At 47.3% G+C, this 22,867-nt stretch carries 21 protein-coding genes and 2 pseudogenes; 7 read left to right on the forward strand and 16 right to left on the reverse strand.

What is annotated here, in order from left to right; all coding sequences use genetic code 11:
• Nucleotides 1-95 precede the first annotated feature (95 nt).
• The 6 genes and pseudogenes from ACYQ0C_RS06150 to ACYQ0C_RS06175 form a co-directional block, all read right to left on the reverse strand.
• A pseudogene (locus ACYQ0C_RS06150) lies at nucleotides 96-1,415 on the reverse strand (TraG family conjugative transposon ATPase); the annotation flags it as partial.
• Nucleotides 1,412-1,747, reverse strand: coding sequence for a DUF4133 domain-containing protein (locus ACYQ0C_RS06155; RefSeq protein ID WP_010803765.1), 336 nt, complete (start codon nucleotides 1,745-1,747; stop codon nucleotides 1,412-1,414). The pseudogene ACYQ0C_RS06150 and the gene ACYQ0C_RS06155, both read right to left, overlap by 4 nt.
• A 10-nt stretch (nucleotides 1,748-1,757) precedes the next feature.
• Nucleotides 1,758-2,054, reverse strand: a complete 297-nt coding sequence (locus ACYQ0C_RS06160; protein WP_004309970.1) for a DUF4134 domain-containing protein — start codon at nucleotides 2,052-2,054, stop codon at nucleotides 1,758-1,760.
• 159 nt (nucleotides 2,055-2,213) lie between these two features.
• The gene (locus tag ACYQ0C_RS06165) at nucleotides 2,214-2,840 is read right to left on the reverse strand and encodes a hypothetical protein (protein WP_025077253.1); all 627 of its coding nucleotides are present in this window, start codon (nucleotides 2,838-2,840) and stop codon (nucleotides 2,214-2,216) included.
• Nucleotides 2,841-2,842: 2 nt separating this feature from the next.
• Nucleotides 2,843-3,271 carry a DUF3408 domain-containing protein gene (locus ACYQ0C_RS06170; RefSeq protein ID WP_025077252.1) on the reverse strand — a complete coding sequence of 143 codons (429 nt, stop codon included), beginning with the start codon at nucleotides 3,269-3,271 and terminating at the stop codon, nucleotides 2,843-2,845.
• Nucleotide 3,272: 1 nt separating this feature from the next.
• Entirely contained in the window at nucleotides 3,273-4,055 is a 783-nt protein-coding gene (locus ACYQ0C_RS06175; protein ID WP_025077251.1) for a ParA family protein, read from the reverse strand.
• Between the two features lie 561 nt (nucleotides 4,056-4,616).
• On the opposite strand from ACYQ0C_RS06175, the gene mobA reads away from it, so the two are divergent.
• Genes mobA through ACYQ0C_RS06195 form a run of 4 tightly spaced genes read left to right on the forward strand, consistent with a single transcriptional unit; the run spans nucleotide 4,617 to nucleotide 9,716 of the window.
• Nucleotides 4,617-5,039, forward strand: coding sequence for a conjugal transfer protein MobA (gene mobA / locus ACYQ0C_RS06180; protein ID WP_016276702.1), 423 nt, complete (start codon nucleotides 4,617-4,619; stop codon nucleotides 5,037-5,039).
• Entirely contained in the window at nucleotides 5,024-6,292 is a 1,269-nt protein-coding gene (gene mobB, locus ACYQ0C_RS06185) for a conjugal transfer protein MobB (protein ID WP_025077250.1), read from the forward strand. The genes mobA and mobB overlap by 16 nt, the downstream gene beginning before the upstream one ends.
• Nucleotides 6,293-6,310: 18 nt before the next feature.
• The gene (gene mobC / locus ACYQ0C_RS06190) at nucleotides 6,311-8,320 is read left to right on the forward strand and encodes a conjugal transfer protein MobC (protein ID WP_016276700.1); all 2,010 of its coding nucleotides are present in this window, start codon (nucleotides 6,311-6,313) and stop codon (nucleotides 8,318-8,320) included.
• Nucleotides 8,321-8,378: 58 nt separating this feature from the next.
• Nucleotides 8,379-9,716: an RNA-binding domain-containing protein gene (locus ACYQ0C_RS06195; RefSeq protein WP_025077249.1), complete on the forward strand. Its 1,338-nt coding sequence runs from the start codon at nucleotides 8,379-8,381 to the stop codon at nucleotides 9,714-9,716.
• A gap of 120 nt (nucleotides 9,717-9,836) precedes the next feature.
• Here the strand turns inward: ACYQ0C_RS06195 and ACYQ0C_RS06200 are convergent, their stop codons facing one another.
• Nucleotides 9,837-10,952, reverse strand: coding sequence for a protein kinase family protein (locus tag ACYQ0C_RS06200; RefSeq protein WP_007653059.1), 1,116 nt, complete (start codon nucleotides 10,950-10,952; stop codon nucleotides 9,837-9,839).
• 186 nt (nucleotides 10,953-11,138) lie between these two features.
• On the opposite strand from ACYQ0C_RS06200, the gene ACYQ0C_RS06205 reads away from it, so the two are divergent.
• The 3 genes from ACYQ0C_RS06205 to ACYQ0C_RS06215 are packed head-to-tail and all read left to right on the forward strand — an operon-like array spanning nucleotide 11,139 to nucleotide 14,744.
• Entirely contained in the window at nucleotides 11,139-12,461 is a 1,323-nt protein-coding gene (locus tag ACYQ0C_RS06205; RefSeq protein ID WP_175271168.1) for a DUF3945 domain-containing protein, read from the forward strand.
• 4 nt (nucleotides 12,462-12,465) lie between these two features.
• Complete coding sequence (locus ACYQ0C_RS06210) at nucleotides 12,466-12,660, forward strand: hypothetical protein (RefSeq protein WP_025077333.1); 195 nt, start codon at nucleotides 12,466-12,468, stop codon at nucleotides 12,658-12,660.
• Complete coding sequence (locus ACYQ0C_RS06215) at nucleotides 12,657-14,744, forward strand: type IA DNA topoisomerase (RefSeq protein WP_016276696.1); 2,088 nt, start codon at nucleotides 12,657-12,659, stop codon at nucleotides 14,742-14,744. The genes ACYQ0C_RS06210 and ACYQ0C_RS06215 overlap by 4 nt, the downstream gene beginning before the upstream one ends.
• Before the next feature lie 96 nt (nucleotides 14,745-14,840).
• On the opposite strand, the gene ACYQ0C_RS06220 is transcribed toward ACYQ0C_RS06215, so the two are convergent.
• From ACYQ0C_RS06220 to ACYQ0C_RS06260, 9 genes and pseudogenes are all read right to left on the reverse strand, one after another.
• A complete protein-coding gene (locus tag ACYQ0C_RS06220) occupies nucleotides 14,841-15,359 on the reverse strand; it encodes a dihydrofolate reductase family protein (RefSeq protein WP_016276695.1) in 519 nt (172 codons plus the stop codon).
• Between the two features lie 401 nt (nucleotides 15,360-15,760).
• A complete protein-coding gene (locus tag ACYQ0C_RS06225) occupies nucleotides 15,761-16,039 on the reverse strand; it encodes a helix-turn-helix domain-containing protein (protein ID WP_007653068.1) in 279 nt (92 codons plus the stop codon).
• A gap of 12 nt (nucleotides 16,040-16,051) precedes the next feature.
• Nucleotides 16,052-18,097, reverse strand: coding sequence for an AAA family ATPase (locus ACYQ0C_RS06230; protein ID WP_007653069.1), 2,046 nt, complete (start codon nucleotides 18,095-18,097; stop codon nucleotides 16,052-16,054).
• A complete protein-coding gene (locus ACYQ0C_RS06235) occupies nucleotides 18,060-18,419 on the reverse strand; it encodes a helix-turn-helix domain-containing protein (RefSeq protein ID WP_004325475.1) in 360 nt (119 codons plus the stop codon). The genes ACYQ0C_RS06230 and ACYQ0C_RS06235 overlap by 38 nt, the downstream gene beginning before the upstream one ends.
• 215 nt (nucleotides 18,420-18,634) lie before the next feature.
• Entirely contained in the window at nucleotides 18,635-19,480 is an 846-nt protein-coding gene (locus ACYQ0C_RS06240; protein ID WP_016276692.1) for an RteC domain-containing protein, read from the reverse strand.
• A gap of 2 nt (nucleotides 19,481-19,482) precedes the next feature.
• On the reverse strand, nucleotides 19,483-20,118 hold the full coding sequence (locus ACYQ0C_RS06245; RefSeq protein ID WP_004325478.1) for a CatB-related O-acetyltransferase: 636 nt from the start codon (nucleotides 20,116-20,118) through the stop codon (nucleotides 19,483-19,485).
• 12 nt (nucleotides 20,119-20,130) lie between these two features.
• Nucleotides 20,131-21,420, reverse strand: a complete 1,290-nt coding sequence (locus tag ACYQ0C_RS06250; protein ID WP_025077306.1) for an MATE family efflux transporter — start codon at nucleotides 21,418-21,420, stop codon at nucleotides 20,131-20,133.
• Between the two features lie 709 nt (nucleotides 21,421-22,129).
• Nucleotides 22,130-22,381 (reverse strand): hypothetical protein, encoded by a 252-nt coding sequence (locus ACYQ0C_RS06255; RefSeq protein ID WP_016276691.1) that lies wholly within the window; start codon nucleotides 22,379-22,381, stop codon nucleotides 22,130-22,132.
• Between the two features lie 11 nt (nucleotides 22,382-22,392).
• A pseudogene (locus ACYQ0C_RS06260) lies at nucleotides 22,393-22,806 on the reverse strand (PDDEXK nuclease domain-containing protein); the annotation flags it as partial.
• Nucleotides 22,807-22,867: the final 61 nt, after the last annotated feature.

A 22,867-nucleotide genomic window follows, 5' to 3' on the forward strand; every position in this document is an offset into this window, starting at 1 on the left:
AATCAAAAGCCAAATCATTTTCCTAATAATCTCTAAATATCAGTTATTTATATACAAACTCAAACAATATAAAAATGGTAAAAATATAGGGTATTATTACGGTTGGTGGTGATGCCTTTCTTCATGGGCAAATCCGATATGTCGATGTGCAGCGGTCGCCCGCTTACCCTGTCCACCATTTTGATGCCGAACGGGGAAAGCGAACTCTTGTAGTTCGTTTCTTCCACGAACAGGCAGAGAGCCTGCCCCAAGAACGTGTAGAAACTTTCCTCTGCGGGGAAGTCGGCTTCGTTGCCGGGTATGCCCGCCCAAAAGAGCGTGGGCGTGTCGGTGGTGTTGTGGCGTGGCTTGCACTCCATGAGTGCAAGCTGGCTTCCCACATCGTTGCGTATGCGTTTGAGTTCGTCCCTGTCGTCACTCCATGCCATGACGTTGCAGTGGCAGCGCACCGAGATAAGCCCCTTGCTGTGGGCTTCGTTCAGGTACTCGTCTATCCACTCCTTGTTCACTTGGTTGGCACGGGAGTAGCGGGAGAGCGATTGCATATTCCGGGCGGTCTGCTCGAAGTTCTTCAGGTTTTCGGCGTGGTCGTCTATAAAGATGAACTGGTTATAGACGTGGTTACACGACAACAGCACGCCCACCGGGGCGGCGAATGACAGTCGGCAGTCGCTCCGGTCAGTGGACAGCTTCTCAAATCGGCAGTCCGTCCCGACCTTTCCGGGCAAATCTTCCACGTCCGAAAGCGTGTGCAGGCACAGAATATCGTCCCCGACACGCATTTCTTCCGGGTACAGCCCGATGTCTTTCAGGCAGGTGGTATCTGTCTGCGAGAGCGAGAAGTATTTCTCGATGATGCCCGCCTTTCCGTCCTGCCCGGTGATTTCCGATGCCGCCAGCCGGGTAAGCGTGACAAAACCGCAGTCGTTCATAATCCTTTCAAACTGCCCGACCGCTTCGATGAACTTTGCCGCCGCTTCCCAGTCGGCTATCTCCTGCGGAACAATCCTGCCCCGGCAGAGGGTGGAGAAGTCGCTCTGTCGGCGGCTTCTCTCCCTTGTCGTCTTTGTCAGGAACAGGTAACAGTAATGGTTCAGGAACGGGCGTTCATTGAAATGCCGTTCAAAACTCCGGGACAGAAAACTAAGTTCATCCCTTTCCGTGTCGGGCTGGTAGTTCTCCTTGATGAAGAAGTCCTGCTTGTGTACTATGGAGTAGTCGGGCAGCACCTTGATTGCCTTGTACCACGCCGAATGTATGGCTTCGTACTCGGCACTGGTGACGGTGAACAGTTCGGGCAGTTCCACCCTGAAAGCCACCGTTATGTCCGCATCCTTTGAAATGATGCAGCCGTTCTCCACCGCCAAAAGTGGAAATTTCCTTTCCAGCGTGGTAGCCTTTAATGTATTCCTCATGTTCTTTCTTCCTTTCTTCTTTTGTAGTTGAACAGCCGGGGTATCGCCTTTCGGCTGATAATGAAGCGTGGGTGTCTTTTGCGTGCGGCTGCTTTCATCAGCCCGTGCGTGCCGTACCGTGCGTTGAGCCGGAACGTCTGCCACACGAGCAGCAGCGAAGCCGACACGATGAAACCGATACATAGCCACTGGTTCACGCCTGCCATGAACAGGACGATGAACACCACGAAGACGGCGAGCAAGCCGCCGCAAAAGATAAAGAGGTACTGGCTTTTCAGCCCCTTGAACTCCACCGGCTTCCCGATACCCCTGTTTACCGGATATTCAGACATAGCCGCTGGTTTAGAGGAAGAACGACCGCAGGATAGTGGCGGCTACAATCAGGAAGATGCACGCCCCGAACCAACTGGCGGCGGTCTTTGAGGTGTCGGGGTCGCCGCTCGAAAATTTGTTATACACTTTTACCCCGCCAATCAAGCCGCAGACCGCCCCGATTGCGTACACCAGTTTTGTTCCGGGGTCGAAATACCCTGTGATTAGGTTCGTGGCTTCGGTGATGCCCGCCTGCCCGTTGCCCTGTGCGTAGGCACTTACCGCAGCGGCAAGGATAGCCGCCGACAAAAAGATTTTCTTTCTCATTGTGATTTGTTTTTAATGCCGGGCGGCGGGTGGGAAGTCCGCCTTTCCCGGCTGGTGAATAATTTGAAATTTTAGTGGTCGGGGATAGTCCCGTTTGCTTGGTTTTCAGGTTGCCAATCAACCGTAGTCACGTTGCTTCATATTGTTAACATTATTATATTATAGGAAATCGTTCATGTCGAACTTTTCGTGTTCCTCGCTTATGTTGCCAGTTCCGGCAGGAGCAGCCGTAGCCAGTTCCGCTTCGTTGCGTCCCAGCAGTTCCGCCACCTTTGCCAGCCCGCCGTTGATGTTCTCCACCACCGCATCGTAGAGGTTCGTTCCCTCAATGCTTGCCAGCGTCCCGGCGGCTTGCCGCTGTTCCGCTTCGGTGGGGTTGTCGGCGTTCGCCGTGCGTACCGCTTTGCCCAGTTCGTCAAAGCTCACGCCCGTAGCCCGCCCGGTATCATCGTCACCGTCCATGTACCCGGCTATTTCCTCGTCCTCGTAGTCGGGTTCGTCATTCTCGTAACCGGGTGTTTCTTCCGTCAGTCCGTCAGCCTGCGGCGCAAAAATAGTATCATTTTCAACCGCTTGCGGGAGGTGTCCCGATTTGTCCTGCGCTGTCCCGATTAGTCCACCCTTGTATCGGCTTTCACCTATCAGCGTGTAGCCTGAAACCCTGTTTCGTGGAAGCGGCGCATCATCCGTTCTGCCCGGTGATGTCCGGCTGTCCGTGTAGCGATACCACAGCCACAGGGCGATATAGTACACCAAAAGCCCGGTTAATATGCAATAGGCTACCATAGCTAAAAGGGCTTTTGGAAGTGGCTTTCGTACAGTGTGTTTATCTCGTCTTGGTACTGCTCGAAGTGGCGCAGCAGAATGTTTTCCACGTAGCTGCTTACCGTCACCTTTCGCCCGCCTATCACCGTCACGATACGCATCAGCTTCTCGTGCGTGGTGCGGCTTACATACAAGGGCTGTCGGTCTGCCAGTTCCACTTTCTGAAAGTAGGTTTCCCGGTAGTCACCCGAACCGCCCTTGCGCTTGCGGGGTGTCGGTTTCTCCACCCGCACCGTTTCAGTCTGCCGTCCCTCGTGGGCGGTTTCCGTTTCGCCGCCGGGCTGCGGTACATCATCCGGCTGGCTCTCCCGCTTGGCGGGTACGCCCTGCGAGATAAGTTCTTTCATGAAATCCTCGTCTATCTTCGGCATCCCGCCGCTTTGCTTTGCCATATCATTTTAATTTGATGTAGTACACTATTTCCGTTATCAGTTCTTCCAAGTTGCTTCCCCTTACCAGCGGGCGGCTGGCGGGAAAGAGCGTGGAGCGGAACACCGCTTTTTTATCCGCCACCAGTTCCTTTTTGTAGCGTTTGGTATCGGGGATAAAGGTTTTCATCAGCGGTAGTTCCAGTTCCTTAATCGTCTTGTCGTAGGCGGCGTAAAGGTTTGTTTTCTCCCGCCCGTCCACCATGTTCCAAAAGAGGTACAGCCCGGCAAGTCGGCAGGCTTCATTCTTCACCAATAGCTTTTGGATAGCCATTGCGAACGACAGGCTGCTTTCCAGCACCACCTTGTCGGCGGAAATGGGGGTGAAGATGTAGTCCATGCCCGCAAGAGAATTTATCACGCCCTCGCTGTTCACCGTGCCGGGCAGGTCGAAAAACACGATATCCGGCACGTGTCCGGCGGCTATATATTCGTCAGCCGTTGCAATCGCCTTTTCGGGCGAACTGCACAATACTGGGTAGGCTTTCTTCTCCAGCCGGGTGAACTGTTCATACGCCATGCGCTTGTAGTCTTCATCCGCTCCGACCTGTTCGGCATCTCGCTTTCGCATCCCGGCAATGGAGTGTTGGGGGTAGTCGCAATCGACCACCGCCACATCGTAGCCTTTGAGGTAATAGAGGTAACTCGCCGCCAGCACGGTAAAGGTGGTTTTGCCGACCCCGCCCTTTTGTGTGGAAAAGGCGACATAAAGGGGTGTTTTCTCGTTTTCCATATTGCTTTCGTTCATTATTGGTTGATAGATTTATTTATTGCTTTCAATCAATCCAGCCATATAGCTTTCTTTGTTTCCATCTTTCAATCTTGAAAGATTGTTTTATTTCAATCTTGTTTTCCTGCTTTCATCCTTTCTTGAAATCTTGAAATCCTGCAATCACGTTTTCTTGAAATCCTGCTTTCTATCCTGCTTTCTTGCTTGAAATATGGCTTTCAATCTTGAAATCTTCTGCAAATAAAAGGAGAAAAAACGTTCGTTTTTAGATGTGTCCCGATTTGTCCTGCGTTGTCCCGTTTTGTCCACCAACCGCCTATTTTACAGCATTATAAATCACTGTTACTTTGCAGCGGAGTAACAAACCGCAGGGGGCAGAGGTGTAAAACCGGGCTGGTGAACGGCAGGGCTTACCGTTCCACGCTAACCCCAATCCGTCCGTGACGGATTTCGATTTTCGTCAGAAAATAGCAAGGTGTGTTCTATGGCACATAGAACCGTTTTCCGTGCCTGAAAACGCCTTGCCCCTTGCGGGGGTAAAAATCACTCCGAAGTCGTAATTTTTTAATCCAAAGAAGCATGGAAACAAGAAAACCTAACAAGGGCGGTCGCCCCGCCCTCGCAGACCCAGCGAAGCATCGCCATGTCCTTTACCTGAACGACCGGGAGAACGCCCGTTTCCTCTCGCAGTGGGAACAGTCGGGCGTTACGAGCAAGTCCCGTTTCATCGCCGCCCGGTTATTCGGCGAGCCGTTCCGGGTGGTGAAAGTGGACAAGTCGGCGGTCGAGTATTGCGCCCGTCTGACCGAATTTTATGCCCAGTTCCGTGCGGTTGCGGTCAATTACAACCAAGTGGTAAAGGCGTTGCACGGCAACTTTTCGGAGAAAAAGGCATTGGCTTTTCTCTATAAATTGGAGAAAGCGACCACTGAATTATCTATGTTGAACCGTCAGGTTATCGACCTGACAAACGAGTGCAAGGAACTATGGTTGCCAAAATAAGCACGGGCGGCAATATGTTCGGCGCACTGGCGTACAACCAAAACAAGGTGGACAGCGAGGAAGCAAAGGTGCTTTTCTCCAACCGGATGCTGTTGGGCGAGGACGGGAATTTCTCTATCGGCGAGTGTATGCGCAGCTTTGAGATGCAGATGCCCGTCCAGCTATCCACCAAGAAGCCGATACTTCATATTTCCATAAACCCGCACCCGGAAGACGTGCTGACCGACCAGCAGCTTTCCGACATTGCCAAAGAGTATATGCGGAAGTTGGGCTATGGCGACCAGCCTTATTTGGTGTACAAGCATACTGACATCGACCGCCACCATATCCATATCGTGGGGTTGCGGGTGGACGAGAACGGCAAGCCGCTTAATGACAAATTCGAGCATCGGCGCAGCAAGCAAATCACCCGTGAACTGGAGAGGAAATACGGGCTGTACCCGGCAGAGCGAAAGGAACGTGCCGAACGCCCGGAACTGAAAAAGGTGGACTATGCCGCCGGGGACGTGAAGCACCAAATCGGCAATACCGTGAAAGCGGCTTGCTACGGCTACCGCTTCCAGTCGTTCGGGGAGTACAAGGCGTTGCTTGCCGCTTACAACGTGTGCGCCGAGGAAGTCAAGGGTGAAGTGAACGGCAAGCCCTATCAGGGCATTGTCTATTCTGCCACGAACGACAAGGGCGAAAAGACAGGAAACCCGGTAAAGGCTTCCCGCATTGGCAAGTCGGTGGGTTATGAAGCGGTGCAGCGCAGAATGGAGAAATCGGGCGAAGCAATCAGGAACGGGAAACTGAAAGAGCGCGTCCGGAGGATTGTCGCCACTGCCATGCAGACCGCCCGCAGCCGCAAGGAACTGGAACAGCAGTTAAGGAACCAGGGCATTGACGTGGTATTCCGTCAGAACGACAGCGGGCGCATCTATGGCGTTACGTTCATCGACCACGACAGCCGGGTGGTGTTGAATGGCTCCCGCTTGGGCAAGGAGTATTCGGCGAACGTGTTCAACGAACGCTTTTCGGACGAAACCGGAAAGATGCACCAGCCCGAAGTGGCAGCACCGCAGCAAGACCAGTCCACGCATCAGAACCAGCCGGGCTTCACGCCGAAAGCCGACATCGTTTCGGGCGTGGCTTCCGTGCTGGGAGCTTTCGGCGGATTGTTGGGCGGCGGTGCATCAGGCGGTGACGAGCCGCAGGACAACGCCCGCCAAAAGAGAAAGAAGAAAAAGAAGCGCACAAGGCGCATCAACTAACTAAAAAACATTACAATCATGCAACAGGAAGATGATTTGAGAGGGCTTGCAAGGGTCATGGACTTTATGCGGGCTATCAGTATTCTATTCGTGGGAATAAACGTGTACTGGTTCTGTTACTCCACCCTGAAAGAGTGGGGAGTGACCTTTGAAGTGATAGACAAGATACTGTGGAACTTCCAGCGCACCACCGGGCTGTTCTCGTCTATTTTATGGACGAAACTTTTCTCTGTGGTGTTTCTCGCCCTGTCGTGTATCGGCACTAAGGGCGTGAAAGAGGAAAAGATAACGTGGACGAAGATACATTGTAGCCTTGCGGCGGGTGTCGTGTTGTTTTTCCTGAACTGGTGGTTGCTGGAACTTCCGTTGTCACATACGGCGGATGCCGTGTTTTATATCGCCACGCTGTCGGCAGGCTATATCTGTATGCTCATGGCGGGTACGTGGATGTCCCGGCTGTTGAAGAACAACCTAATGGATGATGTCTTTAATACCGAGAACGAGAGTTTCATGCAGGAAACAAGGCTTATCGAGAACGAGTATTCGGTAAATCTGCCTACCCGGTTCTACTATAAGAAGAAATGGAATAATGGCTGGATAAATGTCGTGAACCCGTTCCGTGCCAGTCTTGTACTGGGAACGCCGGGCAGCGGTAAGTCGTATGCGGTGGTAAACAGTTACATAAAACAGCAAATTGAGAAAGGTTTTGCGCTTTACTGCTATGATTATAAGTTTCCCGACTTGTCGGAAATTGCTTACAATCACCTGCTTACACACTTGGACGGCTACAAGGAAAAGCCTAAGTTTTATGTTATCAACTTTGACGACCCCCGCAAGAGCCACCGATGCAACCCGATAAACGCCAGCTTCATGTCGGACATTGCGGATGCTTATGAAGCGAGCTACACGATTATGCTTAACCTCAATCGAAGCTGGATAAGCAAGCAGGGCGACTTCTTCGTGGAAAGCCCGATTATTCTTTTGGCGGCTATAATTTGGTATCTCCGTATCTATCAAGGCGGTAAGTATTGCACGTTCCCGCACGCCATAGAACTGTTGAACAAGAAATACGCCGATGTATTCACCATTTTGCGCAGCTATCCTGAACTGGAAAACTATCTTTCCCCGTTCGTAGATGCTTGGGAATCAGATGCTCAAGAACAGTTGCAGGGGCAGATAGCCAGTGCGAAAATTCCGCTTTCAAGGATGATTTCACCCGCCCTTTACTGGGTAATGACGGGTGATGATTTCTCGCTGGACATCAACAACCCGAAAGAGCCTAAAATACTGGTTGTCGGCAATAATCCTGACCGCCAAAATATCTACTCGGCAGCACTGGGATTATATAATTCCCGTATCGTGAAGCTGATAAACAAGAAAGGTCAGCTTAAAAGTTCGGTGATAATAGATGAATTACCGACTATATATTTTCGTGGGCTTGATAATTTGATTGCCACCGCCCGAAGCAACAAGGTTGCGGTTCTGTTAGGCTTTCAGGATTACAGTCAGCTTACCCGTGATTACGGGGACAAGGAAAGTAAAGTAATACAAAATACCGTGGGTAACGTGTTCAGCGGTCAGGTAGTCGGTGAAACGGCGAAAATCCTTTCCGAGCGTTTCGGTAAGGTGTTGCAGAAACGGCAGAGCATGACGATAAACCAACGGGAAAAATCCACCTCGATAAGCACCCAAATGGACAGCCTGATACCCGCCAGCAAAATATCCAACCTCACGCAAGGTATGTTCGTGGGTGCTGTGGCGGACAACTTCGATGAACGGATAGAACAGAAGATTTTCCACTGCGAAATCGTGGTGGACAATGAAAAGGTGAAGCGGGAAACCGCCCGTTACGTGAAGTTGCCGCAGATAATCGACTTCACCGACAAGGACGGCAACGACCGGATGCAGGAGGAGATACAAGCCAACTATGACCGCATCCGTCAGGAAGTCCGGCAGATTGTCGAGGACGAGATAATCCGGATTAAGAACGACCCGAAACTATGCCATTTAATTAAAGAGGAAGAATAACCGATATTCTTTCCTGACAGACAGTATTTTTACTAATTTTGCAGACAAAGAAATGATTATGAATGAAAACCAAAATACGGAATGGAAAGAAAGCTGGCGTGACGAGTATCTGAAATGGATATGCGGCTTTGCCAACGCCACAGGCGGCAAGATATATATAGGTATGAATGACAACGGTAAGGTAGTCGGCGTTGCCGATGCCGACAAACTGCTGGAGGATATACCGAACAAAGTGCGTGACGTGCTGGGTATCATCGTGGACGTGAACCTGCTGGAAGAAAACGGGCTGAAATATATCGAGATTGACGTACCGCCTTATTCCAATCCTATCAATTACAAAGGTCAGTACCACTATCGCAGCGGCAGCACGAAACAGGAGTTGAAAGGTGCTGCGTTGAACCGTTTTATCCTGCAACGTACTGGCAGGCATTGGGACGAGTTTCCCATAGAGTGGGCAGGCATAGAGGAACTTTCCCCCAGCGCATTAGACCGTTTCCGCAAGGAAGCGGCGAGAAGCGGGCGTGTGGACGAAGATGTGTTGAAAGATACTACCGAAAACCTGTTACACGATTTGCGGCTGATTGACACCCAAACCAACCGCCCGACCCGTGCCGCCTTGCTGTTGTTCCACCCCGACCCGGAACGCTTTGTAACAGGGGCTTATATCAAGATAGGTTTCTTCCGGGATGATAAGGGTAACTTGGAGTTTCAGGACGAGGTTCACGGCTCTTTAATGGAGCAGGTGGATAAGGCAATGGATTTGATAAAGACCAAATACCTGATTTACCGCATTTCATACGAGGGCATTTCCCGGCGTGAAACACCGCAGTTCCCGGTGGAAGCTATCAGGGAATCACTGATGAATTGTGTGGCACATAAAGACTATGCCAGTGCCGTACCCATTCAGATTAGCGTGTTCCCCGACCATATCACCTTTTGGAACGCCGGGCAGTTGCCGGAAAGCTGGACGACTGAAAAACTTTTTGAAAGCCACCCGTCTTCTCCTTATAATCCGTTAATCGCCAACGCCTTTTTCAGAAGCGGGGATATTGAAAGCTGGGGACGTGGCTACAAGCGTATCTTGGAAGCTGTCAGCGCATACAAGTTGTTGCCGCCCAAACTTGAAATGTTAAGCGGTCTGATGATTACCTATTATACCGATATACGTTCGCAGCTATTGGCGCAGCGGGTGGATGAAAGGTATATTTCAGTTGTCGAGTATGCAGCCAAGAACGGACGTGTCACGAACTCGGACGTACAGAATATTTTGGGGGTAAGCAAGCCAACAGCATCCCGCATACTCCAGCAAATGAATGGTTGGTTGGAAATGCAGGGCAAAGTGGGAAAAGGAACTTATTATGTACCTAAATGGCTCACTAACGTATCGCAAGCATAATACAAGTTTTAATAAATCGTTGATTATAAGGAATAAGAACTATAATTAAATGGCTCATAAATGGCTCATAAATGGCTCATCCAAAGAGAGTGATTAACTTCGCTCTCTTTTATTTTTTATTTAAAAAGGTAAATCATCGGCGATTTCTCTTTTTATTGAATCAAATCGCATCCATAAATTATTAAGTACAATAATTTTGCGTTCAGTTGATAATTCTTTCCACCATTTACTGAAAACAGCCAAATTCTCTACTGGAATTATAGGTTTTGATTTATACCGATATGGTGGACATATAAAACATGCAATAAATAAATTATTATTTTGAATGTATTCTTCAAGTATAGATTTCTGCAATAAATCATTTAATGATTTGGTAATTAATTCTATATCTTCTTTGTATTTTGTTGTTGGTTCAACACTGGGACAAACGCTCATAAACGAATTGGCAATATTCGCATAGATTTCTTTTTCTTCATCGCTAAAATCTATATATATGGCATTTTCAGACATTATATCTCTTGTTACGTCATAAAAAGAAGCAATCCTTATGTCATGATTAGTTATAATCATTTTATCTAATGCCACTTTGTATTTAAATATCTGATGTAGATTGTTGTCGTTTATTATTCTTTCAAATAGCTTTCCAACGAAATAAACCTCTGTCTTAAAGTCATATATAGACATACTAAAATCATTCGGTAAAGAATATGTCCAATTCAATGTTATGCTTTTTTTATAATCCACTGATTTTTGTACATCCTTTCCAAATCCGAAATCAATTATTTTAACGATGCCATCATTAGAAATCAGAATATTAGAAGGTCTAATATCTCTATGTAAAATATTTCGCTCCTCTAAATATTTAAATCCATTTATTGTTTGAATGAATAAGTCATTTATCTTATTCGGATTTACAGTTAAATACTGTTCAATATCAACCCCGTCAATGTATTCCATTAAAATATATCCTGTTGATTGTTCAGGATATAGGTAATAACTAAATACACGGACTATATTAGGATGATTTATTTTGTATAGTATTTTAATTTCATTTACAAAGTTTTCGTAATATAGAGATTGATGTTCCGGATAATATGTAGAATATTTTTTACACACAAATGTTTCATTAATAGTTTCATCTTTAATCAACTTTGTTTTTCCTGTACCACCTTGTCCAATATCCCGTATTGCTGTATAATCTTTTGATTTTAGAAATTTGATAATATTATTTTCCATGATTTATATCTGCTGTTAAAATTACCACAAAGTTACGAATAATATTCCATGTTGTGTTATAGATAAGACAAATCAAGACATCGTTGGACAAATTCGGACAGCCTTTGCCGTCCGTCCAAATATAGCATATTTAGTCGCTACCTTTGAGCGGGACTATTCCCGTAACCACTAAAATTCCAATTATTTATGGCAAACAGAATGACCCCGCCCGTGGAGGGGCAGGAAAAAGACGTGCTGCTGGTCTTGGATAAACAGCAGGGCAAGGTGAGTGCCGTTAAGGGTATCGACAAGGACGGCAATTTGCAGACCGTGCCACCCACTACCGGACATGGCGGCGAGTTCATGCAGGTGGACAAGAACAGCGATGTGTTCAGCAACTTCATTTCCAACTTCTTCCGCAAGTTTCAGGACACTTCCGGACTGGAACTTTTCAGTGTTAAGGCTTCCGAAGTGGAGCAGAACGCAAAGGCAATCGAGGACAACCACCGCAATCCCACGCCGGAGGGCGACAAGCGGGCTGAAATGTTACGAGTTCCGAAGCCCGACTTCCACGAGTTCAAGCAGGGCTACCGCTTCGACCCGTCAAAAATAGACTGGGAGAATCTGAAAAAAGTCGGCATCACCGCCGACACCCTGAAAAACACGAAGGACTTCGACCGGGTGATGCGTGGCTACAAGTCCCGCAACACCTACACCGTTTCGGGGACGGTGGGCGGCTTCTACCTGAAACCTACTGATGTCAAGCTGTCTTTCTATCAGGCTAAAGACGGCACGGTAGTACCCAAGCTGCACGGCGTGCAGCAGGACGAAAAGCTGTTGCAACGCCCGTTCCATGAACACGGGTTCACCAAGCAGGAACAGGGCAACTTGCAAGGCACTGGCAACTTGGGCGGCATTGCTGAAATCAAAGACCCGAAAAGCGGCGAGCAAATCCCCGTGTTCGTCAGCCGGGACAGGTACACGCACGAACTGGAGTATATGCGGGCTGACAAGTGGAAATGCCCCGATACCATTTGTGGCGTGCAAGTCAGCCCGGAGCAGAAAGCCGCCTTTGAAGCCGGGCAAGCGGTGAAAATGGAAAACCTGCAATTCAGGGACGGCACGAAGCGCAGTGCCTATTTGCAGGTCAGTGCGGTGGAGCGTGGCTTGGAGTTCCTGCTGAGGTCTGCCGTCCAGTTCTTGCAGCAGGGACAACAGCCCGGAGAGCAGCAGGTAGCCGGGTTAAAGGACGGCAAGGGCGTTGAGTTCAACGGTCATGTGCAGCCCGGCGCACAGGGCAAATCCCCCGACAAGGTACAGCCGAAAGACGTTACCCCCGCCGCCGAGAGCCGGACACAGGTAGCGGTCAATTCGGAGGGCAAGACCAACGAAGCCACCAAGCGGGGCAAAGAGCCGCTGAAACAGGGTCAGGACAAGCCCACCGCCAAGCAGAAAGAGAAGCAGGGCAAAGCGCAGGACAAGAGCCTGAAAGCGGACAAGCCCAAGAAGTCCAAAGGAATGAAATTATAAAGGTATGCAGCTAATCTATATTATAGCTATTCCGCTTGTCATCCTGATTTTCTTCATAGTCCTTTCTTTAAAAACCGACTCGAAAGAAATAGACAGGCACAACCGCCAGTATTACGTGGGCGGCTACCATATTTATTATGACCGTAAAATTTTACGGAAAATCAAGTCAGTAACAGACCATAAAAAAGAAACAACATGATTGCATTGATAACAGAAAAGCCCAGCGTGGCAAAGGACATCGCCCGCATCATCGGTACGACCCAGCGTAATGACGGTTATCTTTCCGGCAACGGGTATATGGTGACATGGGCGTTCGGCCACTTAATCCAGCTTGCCATGCCGGAAGCCTACGGCGTGGCGAACTTTCGCAGGGAGAGCCTGCCCATACTGCCGCCCGATTTCCAGCTAATCCCCCGTCAGGTGAAAGCGGAGAAAGGTTACAAGGCAGACCCCGGCGTGCTGAAACAGTTGAAAGTGATAAAGGAAGTGTTCGACCAGTGCGACCGGATTATTGTCGCCACCGATGCCGGACGTGAGGGTGAGTTAATCTTCCGCTACATCTTCCATTACCTGAACTGCCGAAAACCATTTGTGCGCCTGTGGATAAGCAGCCTTACCGACAAGGCAATCCGTGAGGGGCTGGATAACTTGCAGCCGGGAGAGCGTTACGATAACCTCTACCTCTCTGCCAAGTCCCGCAGCGAAGCGGACTGGCTGATAGGGATAAACGCCACTCAAGCGTTGAGCGTAGCCGCCGGGCAGGGGGTGTTCTCGCTGGGCAGGGTGCAGACACCCACGCTCGTGATGATATGCAGCCGCTATTTGGAGAACAAGAATTTCGTACCCGTCAAGTTTTGGCAACTCAAAGCCCATACCGCCAGCGGGGGGATAAGTTTCACCGCCCAATCGACCGCCAAGTGGGAACAGCAGCCCGAAGCTATAGCCGCCCTGCAACGTGTAAAGGATGCCGGGCAACTTGCTGTGAAATCCGTTGAGAGGAAAGAAACCGCCCAAGAACCGCCGCTTCTGTACGACCTTACCACGCTGCAAAAGGAAGCGAACACGAAGCTGAACTTTTCGGCTGACAAGACGCTTTCCATAGCGCAAAGCCTGTATGAAAAGAAAGTGATGTCCTACCCGAGAACCGGAAGCCGCTATATCCCGGAAGACGTTTTCGATGAAATGCCGGAGCGTGTCGCCCTGCTGGAGCAATACCCCCGCTTTGCCGGGTATGCCGCCGGGCTGGACGGCACACCCCTGAACCGCCGCAGCGTGAATGACGGCAAAGTGACCGACCACCACGCCTTAATCATTACCGAGAACCTGCCCGGCGAACTCTCCAAAGACGAGCGGGCGGTTTACGAGCTGGTAGCCGGGCGTATGCTGGAAGCCTTTTCGGGCAAGTGCGTGAAAGACGTTACCACCGCCATATTGTCGGCTGGAGATACCGACTTCACGGTGAAAGGGTCTGTAATGAAAGTAACTGGGTGGCGTGCCGTGTTCGGCGAGCAAGAAACGGGCGGGGATGAAGAAGCCGCCAGCCTGCCGCCGCTCCAAGAGGGAGAATATTTGCCACTCTCCGGCGTGGATCTGCTCGAAAAGCAGACCAAGCCGAAACCGCTGCACACAGAAAGCAGCCTGCTTGCCGCAATGGAGAACGCAGGCAGGGAGCTGGAGGATGTCGAACTGAAAGCCAGCCTGAAAGATGCCGGGATAGGCACGCCCGCCACCCGTGCGGCTATTATCGAAACGCTGTTCGCTCGCCAGTACATCGTGCGTGAGAAGAAGAACCTTGTGCCTACCGACAAGGGGCTTGCCGTTTACAAGATTGTCAAGGACAAGAAGATTGCCGATGTCGAAATGACGGGTATGTGGGAAACCGCCCTTTCCAAGATAGAAGCGGGCAGCATGGATGCCGACACATTCCGAAAGGGTATCGAGGTGTACGCCTCCCAAATCACGGCGGAACTGCTTTCGGTGCAGTTATCTATCGCCAATGGCGAAACTTGTTCCTGCCCCAAATGCAATAACGGGCGCATCCTGTTCTACCCGAAAGTGGCAAAGTGTTCCAACGTGGATTGCACGCTAACCATATTCCGCAACAAGTGCGACAAACAACTGACCGACAAACAGATTGTCGAACTGGTGACAAAACGCAAGACCGGGCTAATCAAGGGCTTCAAGGGCAAGAACGGCAAGACTTTCGATGCTTCGCTTGTGCTGGACGAACAGTTCAATGTCAGTTTTTCATTCCCCGAAAAGAAAGCAAAACCGAAGAAATAGCCTATCTTTGCCACTGAAATTTCATTGTGATAGGTTTTACAACTTATAATAATTGAAATTTTAGTGGTTGCGCCCGGCGGGAACCGGGCGCATTTTTTATATGCTGCCGCCAAACAGGTAGGTCGAACAGACCACCCCGTTATCCAGCACCCTGCTTTCCGAGAGTTTCCAATGTGAGCCGGATGTTTCCCCGATAAAGCCGATGCCTTTGCCCGCCATGACCGGGACGGTGTATATCGTCAGGCTGTCCAGCAGTCCGGCTTTAATCAATGAAGTAAGCAGCTTGCCGCCGCCCACCACCAGTATGTCGGTTTTCTCTTTCAGTTCATAGACCCTTTGCAGCGGTTCTTCGGTCAGGAACTCCACGCCGCAGTTCGGCGTTACGTTGGTGTCGTAGTGTGACACCACAAAAGACCGCTTGCTTTTGTGCGGCCACCCGCCCCAGTGTTCAAAGATGTAGTTGTAGGTGTTCGCCCCCATAAGCAGGCAATCTGCATCCAAATAGTATTTGCCGATGATAGCTTTTACTTCATTGGGTAACCAGTCCAGTTCTTTGTCTAAAGTTGCGGTATGTCCGTCAAGAGATACGGCGATATGCGCTTTAATTTGTTTCATTCTATCGGGTATTAAACAGTTTACTAATCTATATTCAACTGTCCGCCAGCATCCCAAAAAGAAGCGTGAACTTACACTGCTCCAAAGTAGAGGTACTGGCATACCCTAAATGACGAAACAGGCAAGCCCACGCTATGACGAAGCATAGCATAGACATTGCGCTGAAAATCTCGTCATTTTTTGAAAAGTGCCAGTTTTCTACTTTGAGATATTCGGCGAACGAATATGTTATATATAAAGACGATATTACAGCCGAAACTGTTCAACCGCCGTTATTCTCTTATGTTACTTTTGCAAAAGTAGCGAAAATCGCTGGAATAACCTTGCAAATAATAGAAATCCTGCCTTATTATCATAACAAGACAGGATTCAAGATGAAAATATATGATATTGATTATCACTCAATCCATGCGTTCACGGATTAACTTGTGTATGTCACTTGCACGGTAGAAATATTTTCCGTCTAACGTCAAGTAAGGCAGTATTCCTTTCTTCCGGTAACGTTGCAAGGTTTTGGTACTCACTTTCAGCATAAAGCACAAATCCTGATTGTCAAGGAGTTTTTCACCGTTTAGGTAATTGTAACCACTTAAAAGACGGTCTATCTTTTTGTCCTGCATATCGAGCCTATCCATGATACGCTCCATCCAAGCCACGAAGTTTTCTTTATCTATATACATAAGGCTACCGGATTAAATAAGACCTATCATAAAATAGCTTTGGTTCACCGGGTCTTTAATGATAATCTCCCGTTCACGCATAAAGCGGATATAACTCTTTGCGGTACGCTCCTTAACATCCAAGACCTGCTGCAACTGTTCGCAAAGGTCTATATAAGTAATATGTGCCTGTCGCCCGAAAATGTCACGAGCAACACCTACCAGTTCCCTTTCCTTGCGCTTCTCTTTTTCCTCACGGGGTTTCTCACCCTTGTAAACGTGCATCCCGGCTTTCTTGTCCCATGCAAAGAGCATCAGAGGAACGTCCAGCGGGCTACCGTCCCTTACTTTCAGGGCTTTTACCACCGACTGGGTGGGTTCATCGTCTTTCTCTATCGAAAGGATTGTAGCCGCCTTGCGCTGCAACTCGCTGCCCAAATGTCCCCGTAGCTTCAAACCGTTCGGAACGAAGTGCAGCACACAAAGAATACAGGTGTTATAGATACCCGCCAACCGATAAAGTTCATCTATCACCGCCACGCTTTCCGCTTCATCGTTGGCACTTTTCACAAGGTCTGCGATGCCGTCAATGACGACCAACTGGATGCCGCCATACTGGTAATAGAACTTATCCATGCTCTGCACAATGGCGTTCAGGCGTTCTTTGCGTGACATACCCGTCAGACAGAATGCTTTCAGTTCATCGGGTTTGTCCGGCTGTTTGGCACGTGCCAGCAGGTTGCTTACATTCTTGAACAGTTGCACTTCCGACTGTTCGGTATCATAGAGCAAAACCGCTTTGTGCCTGCCGTTGGCGGTTATCTGTATGCCCAGCGTATCTACATCCGCACCAACCGGACAGATACACCCTGCTACGATTGCGGCTACATAATTGCTCTTTCCCGTTCCCTCGCCCCCGGTGATGCCGAACAGGTTGCCTTGTGTTCCTAACGGAACGTCACCCGCCGAAATAATCTCTTGCGCTTTGGCTGGCGGGTTGTTGAAATCTATCTCGCATGATTTTAGCATAATTAGTGTGTCGCTATACAGGTTGTCTAAAAATTCTATAAACAGTTTCAGGAAATCTTCACGGGTGTTCCCGGCTTTGAAGTAGTCGGATATGTCCTTTTCCTCTTTCGTTCCCGAAAGTGGTAGCAGCAGACGTTTCACGCCAAATTCTTCCAATAGCTTTTCCTGCTTGCGTGAACTTTCCTTGCCCGTTTTATCCATATCGAAAAGTAGGATGATGTGTTTGAAACGGAATGTTAGCCGATAAACCAGCGTAGGCGGGATAGTCACCGTTTCGCTATTGAAGCAGATAGCATTAAAACCGTGTGCCGTCAGCGAAAGCACATCTTTTTCGCCGCCCGTGATAAAGAGTGTGTCACCTTTGGCGGGCAGTTGCTCCAGCCCGAAACAATAGTTTTCGCCGAAGCTGCCACCATAGAGGAAGCGGGGTGTGGAGAGCGGGCGGTACAACTTGATATATTGTTTGCCTTTGTAGCCGTACATGGGTTCTGCCACCGATGAAGTGTAGGTGTACGGTTTACCCTCTGCCGTTTCGCTGTTGTATTCCCGGAGCGAACAGACCTTGTAACGTTCCAGCAGTTCGGGCGTGATGCCATATTGCCGCCAGTATTCCAACTCGGCAAGCGGGAATTTCTGTTCCCGGAACTGGTAGGGCTTGACAGACTTTTCGGGTGTTTCTTCTGTTTTGTCCGGCACTGCCCGGCGGACGGTTGCCGGGGGAAGGGAAACCGGAGTGCCGGAAGCCTGCCCCAAGCCCAAATCCCGGTCGATGATTTCCAGTATCTCCACGAAGTCAGCCGCCCGATTACAGTCCAGCCCCTTTAACTGCCCCACAAAGAAAAAACAATCGCCGCTATAATTGTCGTTACCGAAGTCTTTCATCTTGTACATACCGCTATGGCGGTCGAAGTAGATATTACAGGATGCTTTCTTATCCTGATAAAAAGGATTAAGAAAGTGCCTGCCAATACGCCAGTCCCCGGGTAAGTAATGTTTGAAAACAAGCAGACCGTTATTTGTTCTGCTTAGAATTTCTTCTTTCCTTAACATATTTCTGATGATTGGTTATCAGTTCATTTATACACTCCTTATCACGCTTAATCAGGCGTTCTTCCAACATTCGCTTTACTTCCTTAATCTTGTAGAAGTAATGCCCCTTGATGTCGGAGTAAGAAATCATTCCTGCCGCCCTTAGGCGTTGTAAAGTACGGTCACTGATTTTCAGGAACGTGCAGACTTCGTAACTATCCACCCAAATTTCATCTTCATCGGTCTTGTTTTCGTCCAAGTGATTGAAGATGTAGTCTGCTATGGCGGTAATCTTGTTGTCAAGTTCCTTATAGGCTTTTGACTCAAATGTTATAATCTCCATATTGTAACTTATTGATTTGCCGCAAAGTTCGGGAGAAGAAATAACCTAAAAGTCATGGTTGTATCTATCATGGTATTACTTTTTTTCAGGTTATTTTAGGAGAATATTGGCGTAAAAGCTCCCCGAAATGTCATTTTTCAAAGTAGATTTCACTATAAAAAGAAAGTACCATGTTGGGGAGAACATGGTACTTCTACATACTGGAATACTGGAGATTATTTCATATCATCCTCATTCATCCGCTTAACAAGGCTTTCTATCAGATGATGAAGATATGCCGTCCGGTCTTTTCTCTCTTTCATGGCTATATATGAAGCGTAATAATCTCCTAAATCAATGTGGAATATCGTGCTAAGGAAATTCATCATTTCTTTTATCTCCACGTTGCCATTGTTTATGTCGCCCGAAGATACAAGAGAATATCCTAATTCAATAAGATATGCCTTTTTGCCTGTAAAGCGGAAAATATACTTATCCAGTTGTTGCAGCTTGTGTTCTAACTGATTCGTATTCCCAAGTTTTACCAACCGTTGATTTAAATATATGCGCAACATTTCGTTACATAATATCTTCGCAATCTTATAATCGTATTCCGTTGAAAACAACGGGTCACGGTCATATTGGAAACTGTCAAGCAATAACTGAATATCCGTTTTCTTGCGAACGAAATACAAGTTATCCATATAAGTGGATTTTGACCGATAGTATTGGTAAAAATCCAAATTGTCACGGAAGAAACGGGTTAATTCCTCTAATTCTTGGTTCAAATATTCTTTGATAATCTCATTGTTACCAATGGGACATTTCATTTCGATACTGTAAACCTTACTGAAATACAGATATTTGTCGAGGATATTAGGCTTGATTTCCTTGAAAAAGAGAATTTCGTCTTCATTTGTTGGAAATACATAGTCTGATACAAGCTTTCTTAATTGGCTGTATAGCGGAGTAATGAACTTTACCATGCGCAAAGCATCATCTGCTGTAATATCATTGTCATAATTGAGCAATTTTATTTCAGCATTTATCCGGGACAACATTTCTTCCGCTATTGTTCTCATAGCTACCTATTTTTCATTGCCACTATTTTTTCTAAATCGCCATTCATCAGATAAGGCAAAAACTCCTGTATCTTATCTACCGACCAATTCCACCATTTCAAAGCCAGCATCTGTTCTATCATATCAGAATTGAACCGCTTTCGTATCTCTTTGGCAGGAACACCACCCACAATGGTATAGGGCGGCACATCTTTCGTCACAACCGCCCTTGTTCCAATAATAGCCCCGTCACCGATATGGACACCAGCCATAATTACGGCTTCATATCCTATCCACACGTCATTGCCTATCACGATGTCGCCTTTGTTGTCCCAAGCAGAAGCCACATTTACCTTATCCAATTCCCAATCTTCATAGAACAGCGGAAATGTGTATGTCGATAGTGATTTTAGGGTATGATTGGCACAGTTGAACAGAAATTTTGCTCCACAAGCAATAGAACAGAACTTTCCAATTATCAGCCGTTCGTGGTTAATCGGATAGTGATACAACACATTGTTTTGCTCAAACAGACACGGGTCTGAAACAAAATCATTGTAAATGGTATAGTCGCCTATTTTGATAGACGGGTCTTTTACGACAGCGTTCAAATAAACGGTTTGCGTGTCACCCTTACGGGGATATATCTTGCTCATCATAACTTTCAGTTCTTAGTATTGTTTATATTTAAGATAAATGACGGATTGTGTACCAAGCAGTATCACATATAAGTATTCCACAGCCCAATATGTCGCTAACGGGACATCACAAGAATCTAATCCCCATAAGCAGAACAGATAAGCAATCGTAGTTGTCACCTGAAAAATGAATACCGTCCGTGTCGCTCCCGTTCCTGTGGTGGCATTCAGATAGACGTAACCGGGTAGTGCAAAGAAGTAATTTAACAGCATGACAAGAAAAGGCGCCCATGCAAGCTGTACGATACCGGGATTTTCCGTATAAGCCCCTATAATGGGCTGGTGAAAGAACAACGCAAAAGCAATCAATGGAATGCCTGTTGCGTATCCTAAACGGATAATCTTATGGCAAAGCGGAAAAACTTTTTTCTTTTCACCTGCTCCAATCAGATTACTCACTAAAGAACCGGTGACACCTGCCAACGCATTGACGATAACAGAAAACAGTGCGGAAACACTTCTTACAATGTTTGATACTGCCAATTCCGTTTCTCCCAAACGTTCGATAGCCACGAAGAACAGAAACCAAATGGCTACACTTGTAAAGAACTGGAGCATACTCCATACCGAGATAGAAAATACCTCTTTCAATATCGTTATATCAATACGCCAGTATAAGCCATACACTTTTTTATTAATGTGTCTAAACATATATGCAGCCAATACAGCCAGCGAACACATTTCGGCAGATGAAGAAGCGATAGCCGCTCCCGATATACCCATATCGAAGCCGAATATCAGGAGCCAGTTCAGCGGAATATTCACCAGTACGGCAGTGAAAGCCGCCATGTTCAGGGATTTTGTCTGTGTGATACCGACCAAAAACGAGCGTAAGGCAAGGAACGGGAAAGAGAACAACAATCCCCAAATACGCCAATCCAAATAGCGGATAACCGCATTATAAACATCATCCGAAGTTATCAGATGTTTCAACAGAACGGGAGAAAATATCTTGGACAGCAGACAGAGGAGTACAGCCAGCATCAACAAAAAAAGCAATCCCTGAAAGAACGTTTTTCCCGTTTCTGCATACCGCTGTTCTCCGTTACGACGGGCAATTACCACTTGCAACCCCAAACTGAACCCGAAGCCGAGCATATAAATTGCCAAGAACCATATTCCGGCAAGGGCAGATGCGCCCAGTTCCACATCACCCACATGCCCTAAAAACAAAGCATCGGTAATATTTATCAGTTGTTCGATAAGGATGCTCATCATTACAGGAAAAACGATGAGCCAGATTTTCTTATAGGTATAATTCATTTGTTCAAACCAATATGATACAATATATCCTGCCACTTTAAGCAGCACGACAATCTTATAGATTTATAATAAGGGATAATGACAAGACAATCACAGGCAAACTTAAAACATAAGCCTGTCTATTGCTGAATAGCAATAATTGGAAGTGCTATTCGTTGGGCGTAGCTATATGCACAACTGCCATTTCATATTGTTGAACAACTATTTATTTTTCTGTTAGTTCTGCAAAGATAGCGTTTTTCCCTGAACTTATACTATCGGATTATCAATTAAATTCTTGATAACACTTCATCTTTCTAAAAAACTAAAGATGTAGTGCAAGGTGCAAGTATATATCTATATATAGCTTGCACCTTGCACTAACCGCAGAATATTTATTTTCAATGATTTGCACATATCAAAAGAAAGCCGTATCTTTGAACCGTAGTTTTAGGCAGACAACGAACAGCCAAAAGGTGACAGAAAAGCGTTATTCTTGTAACCTAAGTTGTACCCCCTAAGGCATTGACATACTGATAATAAATTGAATTTCAAGGATATTGGAGAGTGGGTTCATAACCCTGTCTCTCCGCTGAACTTACTGGACAGAAATGGTCAGTAAATGGATAAAAAGCTACAAATCAATGATTTGTAGCTTTTTTATTGCCCGAAAGTCCAGCTTCCAAGACTTCAAAAGTACGGTAAAAGACAAAGTTTCGTTACTAAATCGTTACCTATTCCCCGCCGGACAAAAACGGTAACGATTTGTCCTTAAATGGCCTGATAATGACTTGATTAGTCCATAGTCAAGCACCAGTTCAAGGATGGCGGCTTCAAAAGCTTTTGTGTCATTGTATTGCTTGTAGAAGTCCGTGATGAATTTCTGCCTGTCAAAAGAGAAAGTATGGCTGACTATAAAGTCGCTGTATATCCGATTGAGTTCACCGTATTGGGGAATCATAATCTGTATTTCTCCTGCCATATACACTTGGTTTATGGGGTCTTATCTTTATCAAGAAAGGAAGTCAGTTCTTCCTCCACTTCTTCTATGCTTGGCAGAGCCGATTTTAAGTTTTCAGGTATAGCCTTGCTCAGTTGGTAATCGCTGATGCCTATCGGCTGGTCATAGCCTGTCAATGCGTATTGTGCTACAACTTCGTCTTTTCCCTTGCACAGCAACAACCCGATAGTCTTGTTGTCATTCTCTCCCCTCAGTTTATCATCCACCACATTGATGTAGAAGTTCAGTTGCCCTGCATACTCCGGTTTGAATGGGGTAGCCTTTAATTCTACCACGATATATGCGTGCAGTGGAATGGAATATAGTATCAGGTCTGCATAGAAATCGCTGTTTCCGACTTGGAAATGTTTCTGTCGTGCAACGAAAGCAAAGCCATTGCCCATTTCTTATGCCAACAAATTTATTATGCAAAGTGACTTAAACTAAATCACAGCTACAAAAGTAATT

This window comes from Phocaeicola sartorii JCM 17136 = DSM 21941, from assembly GCF_054653615.1.

Excerpts from the sequence above, each read along its gene's own strand:
- ACYQ0C_RS06200 (WP_007653059.1), bottom strand. The coding sequence starts at position 10,952 with ATGGAAAATAATATTATCAAATTTCTAAAATCAAAAGATTATACAGCA.
- ACYQ0C_RS06230 (WP_007653069.1), bottom strand. The coding sequence starts at position 18,097 with ATGTTAAGGAAAGAAGAAATTCTAAGCAGAACAAATAACGGTCTGCTT.
- ACYQ0C_RS06205 (WP_175271168.1), top strand. The coding sequence starts at position 11,139 with ATGGCAAACAGAATGACCCCGCCCGTGGAGGGGCAGGAAAAAGACGTG.
- mobA (WP_016276702.1), top strand. The coding sequence starts at position 4,617 with ATGGAAACAAGAAAACCTAACAAGGGCGGTCGCCCCGCCCTCGCAGAC.
- ACYQ0C_RS06220 (WP_016276695.1), bottom strand. The coding sequence starts at position 15,359 with ATGAAACAAATTAAAGCGCATATCGCCGTATCTCTTGACGGACATACC.
- ACYQ0C_RS06255 (WP_016276691.1), bottom strand. The coding sequence starts at position 22,381 with ATGGCAGGAGAAATACAGATTATGATTCCCCAATACGGTGAACTCAAT.
- ACYQ0C_RS06245 (WP_004325478.1), bottom strand. The coding sequence starts at position 20,118 with ATGATGAGCAAGATATATCCCCGTAAGGGTGACACGCAAACCGTTTAT.
- ACYQ0C_RS06235 (WP_004325475.1), bottom strand. The coding sequence starts at position 18,419 with ATGGAGATTATAACATTTGAGTCAAAAGCCTATAAGGAACTTGACAAC.
- ACYQ0C_RS06250 (WP_025077306.1), bottom strand. The coding sequence starts at position 21,420 with ATGAATTATACCTATAAGAAAATCTGGCTCATCGTTTTTCCTGTAATG.
- ACYQ0C_RS06210 (WP_025077333.1), top strand. The coding sequence starts at position 12,466 with ATGCAGCTAATCTATATTATAGCTATTCCGCTTGTCATCCTGATTTTC.
- ACYQ0C_RS06240 (WP_016276692.1), bottom strand. The coding sequence starts at position 19,480 with ATGAGAACAATAGCGGAAGAAATGTTGTCCCGGATAAATGCTGAAATA.
- ACYQ0C_RS06170 (WP_025077252.1), bottom strand. The coding sequence starts at position 3,271 with ATGGCAAAGCAAAGCGGCGGGATGCCGAAGATAGACGAGGATTTCATG.
- ACYQ0C_RS06195 (WP_025077249.1), top strand. The coding sequence starts at position 8,379 with ATGAATGAAAACCAAAATACGGAATGGAAAGAAAGCTGGCGTGACGAG.
- mobB (WP_025077250.1), top strand. The coding sequence starts at position 5,024 with ATGGTTGCCAAAATAAGCACGGGCGGCAATATGTTCGGCGCACTGGCG.
- ACYQ0C_RS06165 (WP_025077253.1), bottom strand. The coding sequence starts at position 2,840 with ATGGTAGCCTATTGCATATTAACCGGGCTTTTGGTGTACTATATCGCC.
- ACYQ0C_RS06155 (WP_010803765.1), bottom strand. The coding sequence starts at position 1,747 with ATGTCTGAATATCCGGTAAACAGGGGTATCGGGAAGCCGGTGGAGTTC.
- ACYQ0C_RS06215 (WP_016276696.1), top strand. The coding sequence starts at position 12,657 with ATGATTGCATTGATAACAGAAAAGCCCAGCGTGGCAAAGGACATCGCC.
- mobC (WP_016276700.1), top strand. The coding sequence starts at position 6,311 with ATGCAACAGGAAGATGATTTGAGAGGGCTTGCAAGGGTCATGGACTTT.
- ACYQ0C_RS06160 (WP_004309970.1), bottom strand. The coding sequence starts at position 2,054 with ATGAGAAAGAAAATCTTTTTGTCGGCGGCTATCCTTGCCGCTGCGGTA.
- ACYQ0C_RS06225 (WP_007653068.1), bottom strand. The coding sequence starts at position 16,039 with ATGTATATAGATAAAGAAAACTTCGTGGCTTGGATGGAGCGTATCATG.
- ACYQ0C_RS06175 (WP_025077251.1), bottom strand. The coding sequence starts at position 4,055 with ATGAACGAAAGCAATATGGAAAACGAGAAAACACCCCTTTATGTCGCC.